This window comes from Salidesulfovibrio brasiliensis JCM 12178 (assembly GCF_001311825.1).
Classification (GTDB): Bacteria; Desulfobacterota; Desulfovibrionia; order Desulfovibrionales; family Desulfovibrionaceae; genus Pseudodesulfovibrio; species Pseudodesulfovibrio brasiliensis.
In genome coordinates this window covers 1-8834 of record NZ_BBCB01000105.1, presented here as the reverse complement: position 1 = coordinate 8834, position 8834 = coordinate 1, and the positions used below count along the sequence as shown (strand labels likewise).

Below are 8834 nucleotides of genomic sequence, written 5' to 3'. Positions count from 1 at the left end.
GGGGAAGACCAAAAGGGCCTGGGGGCCCTTTGGAATCCCTGTGTTGTCGCGGACGATTGGAGATGCAGCGGGGTCAGATGGTTTGCCGGAACATCGCGTCGGCATCCCCAATCGTCCGCGACGGGGGTGGAGGGTTTCTCTGCTTAGTGGAAAAGTGTGCGACAACGGAAGGTTGTCAAGAAGCCATGTGGCATTGGGGCGTACCCCGTTCCTTGCGGATGTCGACGCCGGGCGGTGTTCCGGGTGAGGGGACAGCTGTTCAGGCGTCGTCATCCGCAAGGGACAAACCGGGGAGTGCAGAGGGCCCTCGGCCCTTTGCCGGGTGCAGGGCAGCGCCCTGCCCGCCGGAGGCACCATCATACAAAAACAAACAGGGTCGCACATGTGTGCCGACCCTGTTGTAGATCATTGTTGTTCTGTAACCCGTGTTATTTTGCGCCTTTGTACCAGCCGCTGGCTTGTGTGAGCAGGGACTGGATGCGTCCGACGAGGGCGTGGGGGTCGTCGAGGTAGCCTTCGAGGAGCAGGGCGGATTCGTAGAGTTGGCGTGCGGCCTGTTCGACGAAGGGGTCGTTCTGGTCGGTTTCAAAGATATCGATGAGGTTCCGGGTCAGGGGGTGATCCGGGTTGATTTCCATGACTTTGGTCGGGATGCTGGTGTCTTTGTGGATGGAGCGCATGACTTTGTCCATGCTGCTGGTCATGGCTCCGTCGGGGTTGGCGAGGCAGGCCGGGCTGTCGGAGAGGCGTGTGGTGACGCGCACTTCGGTGACGGCATCGCCGAGGACTTCCTTGATGCGTTCGAGCAGGGAGTCGAGGGTTGCTTTTTGTTCTTCGGCGAGTTCTTCGGGCTTGTCGGTGTTTTCTTCGCCGCCTTCGATGTTGGAGAGGTCGGCGTGTTCCGCGGCCACGAGTTTGTAGTCGCCGTATTCGCGGATGGCGTCCATGACGAACTCGTCGATGGGTTCGTAGAGGTAGAGCACTTCCACGTTTTTCTTGCGGAAGATTTCGAGGTGCGGGCTGAGGGAGAGTGCTTCGCGGCTGGGTCCGTAGGCGTAGTAGATTTCCTTCTGGCCTTCTTTGAGGCGGGCTGCGTATTCGGCGAGGGAGACGAGTCCTTCGGCGTCTTCGCAGTCGGAGGAGTTGAAGCGGAGCAGTTCGACGAAGCGGTCTTTGTGGATGAAGTCCATGTAGCCGGCGCGGAAGAGCTTGCCGTGTTCTTTCCAGAACTTGGCGTACTTTTCCTTGTCGTCGGCCATTTTTTCCAGCGCGGTGTAGACCTGCTTGACGAGGTTGGAGCTGATTTTGCGGATGAGGACGTTGTCCTGAAGGGTCTCGCGGGAGATGTTCAGGGGCAGGTCTTCGGTATCCACGACGCCTTTGGCGAAGGCGAGGTATTCGGGCAGCAGGTCCTTGTTCTGGTGCTGGATGAGCACGCGGCGGACGTAGAGGTCGAGGCCGCGGTTGTCTTGGGAGAAGCCGAACATGTCGTCATCCTTGGGGGGGATGAAGAGCAGGGCGTTGTATTGAACGGGCGCGTCCACGGAGACGTGTATGGTTTCGAGCGGGTCGGCGTCGTCGTGGGTGAGGAAGGTGTAGAATTCCTTGTATTGTTCCGGTTTGATCTGGAACTTGGGTTCGCGCCAGAGGGCCGGGACGGTGTTGACGCGTGTGTCGCCCACGAAGACGGGGTGGGAGATGAAGTTGGAGTGTTTTTTGACCACGGCTTCGAGGTGCGCGTCGTTTGCGAACTGGGAGGCGAGGTCTTCCTTGAGTTTCAGGGTGACGGTGGTGCCTCGGGGGAGGTCTTCGTCGAGCTCTCGCAGTTTGTAGTCGTTGCGTCCGTCGGAGGTCCATTCGACGGGTTTTGCTTCGGGGTCTGCGGAGCGGGTGGTGACGGTGACTTCGTCGGCGACCATGTAGGCGGAGTAGAATCCGACGCCGAAGCGGCCGATGAGGGCGTCGAGGGACTCCTTGCCTTCCTGAGCGAGCCGGGTGATTTCGGCGGTGCCGGAGTGGGCGATGGTGCCGATGTTTTTCATGACCTCGTCGCGGGTCATGCCGATGCCGGTGTCGGTGACGGTGACGGTCCCGGCGTCGCTGTCTGTGGTGACGCGGATTTCAAGCGGGGTCTCGTCGGCCTCGACCTGTCCGCTTTGGGTGAGGAAGCGGTATTTGTCGAGGGCGTCCGAGGCGTTGGAGACGAGCTCCCGGAGAAAGATTTCCTTGTTGGTGTAGAGGGAGTGAACAAGGATGTCGAGAAGCTGGTTGATTTCAGCCTTGAACTTGTGTGTGGTTTTTCTGCCCATGATCTGAGTCCTCCTTGGGTGCATGAGAAATGCCCCGCCGAAACACGGGGGCGGTGCTTCGGCGGGGAACACGGATTCACGGGGAAAGGCCGTCGCTATCCGTGGCAATGGCAGCTGGTAAGACTGCCGTTATATTCGGAGAATCTAGGTAGTCACGCTTTTGATCTTGTCAAGAAGGTACTTTTCCATCTCGCGGCGATCCTTTCTCAGACGGACCATTTCCGCTTCCATGATGGACATCTTTTCCTTCAGGGCTTCGTTTTCGGTGCGAAGCATTTCAAGCTCGGCGGTGTTGCTGGCGATGCGCTCGGTGGCCTGGGTGATTTCTTCGGGCAGGGCAGCGGTGCCTTCGGGCGTGCCGAGGGCGCTCTTGATGCCTTCGCTGATGGACCGGGCCAGTTCGGAGCCCATGGCCGCGGCCATTTTGACGGCGGTTTCCATGCCGTACTGCTGCACGGGCGACCCTTGGGTGTCGGCTTCGGCAAGTGCGTTGGCCTGCAGGGGGTAGCTCTGGCTGAGGCTATCCATGACGTCGCGGGCGGTGTGTCCTTCCTTGAGCATCCGGGAGATGGTGCCGAACACCTCCACGGCCTCGGGCTTGAAGCGCTTCTGCCGCCCTTTGCCCACACTCGGAAGATGCTGCGCGAACCGGTTTTTCCAGTAATGCACGGTGGATTCCGGTATTTCCAGTCCACGCGCGATTTCTGCCACGGACAAGAGTTTCTTGCCGGTCATGGAACATTCCCCCTCGAATGGTTGTTGGTTATTATTGGAGTACTGGAAAACAAAGCCGGAATCAAGGGGTTCTGTTCATCTAACAGTTTGATTTGACGTAAGTAATGTTGGTGTTGTGGCAAACTGTCGAGTTGTTGTTGAAATGCTTGCTTTTTTTCTAGAAAATGTCTCGAAAAGGCGACTGGCTGTTTCTTATCGACAAAAGCTATGATAAGTGCTTGCACGCATTTCATGTAACTATTGGATTCGTCCATGGGCCTCGTATAGGGAAGTGAAATGGAAATAGTGTGTTGAAAAGGATCGAATGAAATGAACGTGTTGTTGAGCAGGCCGCTTGTGTTGGCGGTACGGGTGTCCGTGGGGATCGTGTTTGCGGTTGCCGGGTTTTTGAAGTTGCAGGACCCGAGGGGGTTCGCGATGGTCATTGACGGCTACGGGTTGACTCCCGGCTGGCTGGACCTGCCGCTGGCCTATGCCCTGCCCGTGCTCGAAATCGTTTCCGGAATCGGTCTCATTTTCAACATTCGGTGGGCGCTGGAGCTTATCATTGCGCAGCTTGTCCTCTTCATCGCGGTGCTTGCCTACGGCATTCATCTCGGGCTCGACGCCGACTGCGGCTGCTTCGGCCCCGGCGATCCGGAAGGGGAGGCTTATCACGGCATGAGAGGGGCCATTGTCAAGGACCTCTTCATGCTCGGAGGATGCATCCTGCTGCTTTGGCGGTGGATGGCCATGAACGAGCCGCCGCGCCCGCTTTCCGTTATCCTGAAACCTTTCGGAGGAAAGAGGCGATGAAAATGAAATCCGTTTTGTCCGTGCTGTGTGTGCTGGTGGCCGTTGTCATGGTCAGCGGCTGCATCGGCGGCGACAAGTTCGAGCAGGAAGTGGCCAAGGAGCAGGGCGCGGTGAAGCTGGTGCGTGAAGTCCAGCGCGGCGATTACGACGTCATCACCGTGGATGAACTCAAGAAGCTGCAGGACGCAGGCGAGCCCATGGTCATCGTGGACACCATGCCGCTGGAGTCCAGCTATGAAAAGAACCACATTCCCGATGCTGTCCAGTTCCTGTTCCCCATTCCGGACATGAACGCATGGAACGCCGAGGAAACCGCAGGCAAGTCCAAGGCAGACTATGAAAAGCTGCTCGGTCCGGACAAGGACAAGCTCATTGTTGTTTACTGCGGTTTTGTGAAGTGCACCCGCTCCCACAACGGTGCGGTCTGGGCCAAGAACCTCGCTACACCAACGTCAAGCGCCTGCCCGGCGGCATCTTTGCCTGGAAGGGCGCGGGCTACCCGGTTGCAACCGGCAAGTAGTCCAATCTTCCCCAACAGACTTCAAAGGCCCCGTCCGGCAACGGACGGGGCCTTTTTGTTCGGCTTAAGTCGTGGTTAGTAATTGCAGGTGCAGGCGCTGTTGAGCAGGGAGCGCATTCGCATGAAGACCGGGCTGTCTGGGCCGGTCAGGGACTTCAAGTCCATAAGCGGCTCGTGACTGTCTTTTCCAACCTGCTTGAAGTAGGCGAGTTCATCCTTCCTGTGGTCGTCCGCAAGGATGCCGAAGGCCCTGCAATAGTTGGCCGCAACCGTCAGCCGGTATATGAGGATGGTTCGTTTGAGGACTTCGTTCTTCTTCACGACCGGTCCGTTCAAGGCGGCCTTTAGCATTTGGTCCACCCCTTTGGAGCCATACAGCTCGCCCTTGATGGTCAAGTAGTCCTCGAAGCCGATGATTCGCGGAGCGGCTTTGTAAAGATCATACATTCGGTCGGCCTTTGCCAGAGGCTTCGACAGGTCCACAAGAATGATCTGCTCGGGTGTGAGTCCGGCGGCCTTGGCCGCTTTGGCGGCTTCACCTCGGCGTTCTTCGTCGCCAAGCTTCCAGAGGCACAGCGTCTGGAGGGTAAGAGCGGTGCCGAGCAGTCCGTCGTTTTCCAGCGATGCACGGTCCTCTTTCAGCAATCCGTCCAACTCGTCAAGTGCGTAACGGTAGTTGGCCAGCGGCTCCTTGTCGCCCACGGCGAGGTCGTAGACGGTCCCGGTCTCCTGCTGTCCGTTCAGGGCCTTCCATTCTTCTACCGCTCCGTCCCGGAAGGCGTTCTGGGCGTTGCGGAGGTGGTAGGTCGCGCAGCCGGAGAGCATCAGTATTGTCAACAGGATGCACAGGGTGCGAGCCGTGTTGCGGATAGTTGCGTTGTTCATGCTGATCCCCCGTTAGCTCAAGCTTTGTTCAAGGGCGTTCCAGTCGATGCCCCGGCCGTTCTCCACGTCGTCGACAACCTTGCCGAGGGCGATCTCCAGCTTCTGCAGTGCGGCAGTCCGGGCTGCCTCGTCCATGCCGAGGTTCCCCTCTTCCGCAGCAGAGAGCACGACCGCAACAAGCGTCTTCAACCCCTCCAGCCTCGCCAGTCTGTATTTGACTTTACGGTCGCCGCTCTGGAAGGCGGCGGCAAGCGCAAGGTCGACGCAGGCCACGATGAAGGGTCTCATCTCGCCCTCGTATTCCGAGTGTCCGATGAGCTCCGCTCGGGTCAGGGCCGAAGTAAGCGTCGCCTTCAAGATGCTTCTGGCCGCCTCTCTGGTTGTCTCCTTGCCGCCGCGGGCCCGGATGACCGCAAGCACTTCGTCCAGCGCCACGGGCAGCACATCGTTGAGGATGTCACTGTCGCCGGTGATCCATGCCGGATTGGCCTTTATTTCGGTAAACACGTGGGCCACCACGTCCACCGCGTCGTCCCGGGAAAACTCCAGTTTCCACGCAGCGTCTCCGGCCGGGGCTTTCCCGAGGATGGAGAGGGTCTTTTTGGCCGCCTGACAGAGCAGGTGCTGTTGCGGTTCGTTGACGTCCGGCCAGAGGTGTTCAAGGTTGTCCGCCGTGTTTTCCAGCGTCAGTCGGATGATCTCCGGCCCGGCCTCCCGGCAGAACAGGGCGTCCATGGCGGCGATGTCTCTGGCCATGTCGGTGATAAGGCCGCGCACGCCCTTGCCTGCATCGGCGGCGATCATGTCCGGGTGTTTGGCAACTGCCAGCAGGGCGGCATCGGAAACGGCCTCAAGCGCGGGCAGGTCGAAGATGCCCTTGAGGTTCAGTTGATCGTCAGATTCCAGAACCACGTCCAGCAGCGCGCCGCCAATCGCTTCTGTCATGGCTTCGCTGTGCTCGCCATGGATGCCGAGGTACGCGCCCGGGTCGGAGACGGCCAGTCTTCCGCCGGAGGTCAGCAGGCTCTGAAAGACGAGTTCGCACCATTCCCGGGTCTCGGTGTCGCCGTCCTGCCCGAGTCGCTTGGCGATGTCTTTCCCGAGTGTTTTGGTGGTGGCCGCAAGCAGCGCCTGACCGCGCTTGCCTCCGGTGATGACGCCGGGGTGGGAGCTGAGGATGTCCAGCGTGGTGGTCAGCATGAACGACGGGACGTTTTCAAGCTCCGCCTCGGTGAGGTCGAGCTCCTGAAGGCTGGCGAAGAAGGTGGAGAGGGCCTTGCCGGAGGAGGTCTCCGGGTTGCAGATGTTGGGGTCGTTCATGGCGTAGTCCAGCCCGACGTCGAAAAGCGCCTCGCCGATGGTTTTCCACCAGACCGGACTCTGTCCTTCGCGCGTCCATGTGCCGAGGGCAAGCAGTCCCTCGATTTCCTCATCCGTCAGGGGGCCGCCTTCGGTCCACTCGCTGCCGTGTGTTCTGAGGTATTCTGTCGAACGGCACTCTTTGTAGAGCTTGATGAGTTCGGCTTCTTTCTCCTCATCCCAGTCGCCGCCGTTGAAATCGTCAAGCAGCGCCCTGATGCGGGCCGGGTTGGCGTGCAGGCCCCGTTGCGGGTCAAGGTATTCTTCGTGAATCAGGAAGAAGTTGCGGGCATCGCCCACCGGTATGTCCAGATCCGTTTTGAGCGGCGGAAGAATCAGGTCCCTGTCGCGGGTGTCCTCCACATACGCCTTGCGCGCGGCCGTGCCGAGCTTCACGCTGGCCCGGATGGCGAACAGTATCAGTGAGAGTTGCATGGCTAGCTCCCTGACCGTGCTGCTGACCGCCGTCACCGTCCTGATCGTGATTGCCCAAAACCCGGTCGATTTTGCGCTGCACCTCTTCGCGGTCGCGGAAGCCGATCTTGTTCAGGATGTCGAACATGCCGCTGCTGCCGCCTGCGATGAGCAGGGCGGTGACGAGCTGGCCGACCCATTCGTCACCGCTTCCGGGCGTGGCTCCGAAAATGTCGACGGAGAGTTCCTCCATGATGTTGATTGCCGGATAGGCCACGACCGCAAGCCACCCCAACAACACCTTGACCGGCGTCTTCAGGCCCTTTTTCTCTCCCTTCTTGATGAACCACGTCCATTGGAAAATGGCGCTGTACACGGACTCGAAGATCGTCACCACAATGAGATACTTGAAGATAATCGCGGCTGCGGCCGCAGCAGTATCCCCGGCCCCTTCGGCCGCAAGGGCCGGAGACGAAGCGCACAAAAACATGACCGCAACCAGCACGGTGCGGCCGAACCAGAGTCTCGCTGACATGATGACCCCCTTGGGGTTGTATGGGTATGTGCCCGCGCCGGGCGCGACAGGCGAAAACGGGTGGCCCACGGAAAATGGATATGGACCATTATGTATGCCTTGGCACATTGATGTGTGCCGGTCAATGCGTTCCGGCGACATTATCACGTCACGACGGGGTCACATAAAAAACAGCCTGATTACCCTTTCTTTGCAAATTGGAATTGACAGTTTTCTTTTCCTATTGCTAGAAAATCATCAGGCAAACTTTCCATACAACAAAAAACAAATGTCTGACGCAAAAAATGAAAAAGAATCTCGATAGTCTCGATAAACGTCTCGTATCCGCGCTGACCGAAGATGGTCAGTCGCAGGTAGGCAAGCTGACCGAACGACTGGGCGTGACCCCGCCCACGGTTCGTTCGCGAATGAAGAACCTTATCAGCGCCGGAGCCATGAAAGTGGCCGGGCTGGTAAACCCCATGCGCACCAAGGGCCTCACCGTGGCGCTCGTGGGAATAACGCTGCAGAGCCACAAACTGCTGGATGAAAAGCTGGAACAGATCGCCAATCTGGATCGCGTAAACTGGTGTGCCGTTGTCACCGGACGCTACGACCTCATCGTCGAGATCGTCTGCACCGAAAGCACGGCCGACCTCTACGACTTTCTGGACAAGGATCTCTCCCAGCTCGGCGGTATCGGCTCCAGCGAATCGTTTGTGGTGATGAAATCCCGTCGCAAATGGCTGCTTCTCCCTGAAGCGGTCACCCGTCTTTTCGAGGCGGACTAACTGGACGACCGGAGCGGAACTGAGTCTACTCAAGAAGGAGAAATTGCAATGATCATCGGTATTCCCAAGGAAATCAAAACGCTTGAGAATCGTGTGTCCATGACCCCCGGCGGCGTCGAATCCCTCGTTCGTCAGGGCAATGAAGTGCTCGTCGAAGCCGGAGCAGGCGTGGGCAGCGGTCTTACCGACGAAGAATTCGTGGCCGCCGGCGCGAAAATGGTGTCCGCCGAAGATGCCTGGGGCGCCGAAATGGTCATCAAGGTCAAAGAGCCGCTCGAAAGCGAGTACAAGTTTCTCCGCAAAGACCAGCTCCTCTTCACCTACCTGCACCTCGCTGCAGCAGAATCCCTGACCCACGCACTGCTCGACGCAGGCACCACCGGCGTCGCCTACGAAACCGTCCAGCTCACTGACGGCTCCCTGCCGCTGCTCACCCCCATGTCCGAAGTGGCCGGACGCATGGCCACCCAGGTCGGCGCCCACCACCTCGAAAAGAGCCAGGGCGGCCGCGG

The 8834-nt window shown here is 59.1% G+C and carries 8 protein-coding genes and 1 pseudogene; 5 read left to right on the top strand and 4 right to left on the bottom strand.

The features are described from left to right. Positions 1–428: 428 nt before the first annotated feature. Positions 429–2309 carry a molecular chaperone HtpG gene (gene htpG, locus JCM12178_RS15820; protein WP_054652799.1) on the bottom strand — a complete coding sequence of 627 codons (1881 nt, stop codon included), beginning with the start codon at positions 2307–2309 and terminating at the stop codon, positions 429–431. 144 nt (positions 2310–2453) lie between these two features. Then, entirely contained in the window at positions 2454–3044 is a 591-nt protein-coding gene (locus tag JCM12178_RS15815; RefSeq protein WP_054652797.1) for a helix-turn-helix domain-containing protein, read from the bottom strand. A 309-nt stretch (positions 3045–3353) separates the two neighbouring features. Between JCM12178_RS15815 and JCM12178_RS18485 the strand changes: the two genes are divergently transcribed. Together JCM12178_RS18485 and JCM12178_RS18480 are read left to right on the top strand one after the other, a co-directional pair. Continuing rightward, positions 3354–3839 (top strand): MauE/DoxX family redox-associated membrane protein, encoded by a 486-nt coding sequence (locus JCM12178_RS18485; protein WP_054652795.1) that lies wholly within the window; start codon positions 3354–3356, stop codon positions 3837–3839. Between the two features lie 2 nt (positions 3840–3841). Next, positions 3842–4359: pseudogene (locus JCM12178_RS18480) on the top strand (rhodanese-like domain-containing protein). A 75-nt stretch (positions 4360–4434) separates the two neighbouring features. Here the strand turns inward: JCM12178_RS18480 and JCM12178_RS15800 are convergent. Then, the gene (locus JCM12178_RS15800) at positions 4435–5244 is read right to left on the bottom strand and encodes a hypothetical protein (RefSeq protein WP_054652793.1); all 810 of its coding nucleotides are present in this window, start codon (positions 5242–5244) and stop codon (positions 4435–4437) included. Between the two features lie 12 nt (positions 5245–5256). Beyond that, positions 5257–7038 (bottom strand): hypothetical protein, encoded by a 1782-nt coding sequence (locus JCM12178_RS15795; protein ID WP_054652791.1) that lies wholly within the window; start codon positions 7036–7038, stop codon positions 5257–5259. Between JCM12178_RS15795 and JCM12178_RS15790 the strand changes: the two genes are divergently transcribed. The 3 genes from JCM12178_RS15790 to JCM12178_RS15780 form a co-directional block, all read left to right on the top strand. Beyond that, entirely contained in the window at positions 7037–7549 is a 513-nt protein-coding gene (locus JCM12178_RS15790) for a hypothetical protein (protein WP_054652789.1), read from the top strand. The two genes, JCM12178_RS15795 and JCM12178_RS15790, sit on opposite strands and share 2 nt — an antisense overlap. A gap of 287 nt (positions 7550–7836) precedes the next feature. Continuing rightward, the gene (locus JCM12178_RS15785) at positions 7837–8322 is read left to right on the top strand and encodes an Lrp/AsnC family transcriptional regulator (RefSeq protein WP_054652787.1); all 486 of its coding nucleotides are present in this window, start codon (positions 7837–7839) and stop codon (positions 8320–8322) included. A gap of 48 nt (positions 8323–8370) precedes the next feature. Next, positions 8371–8834 (top strand): alanine dehydrogenase (locus tag JCM12178_RS15780; protein WP_369404545.1); only part of this gene is annotated, 464 nt, incomplete at its 3' end.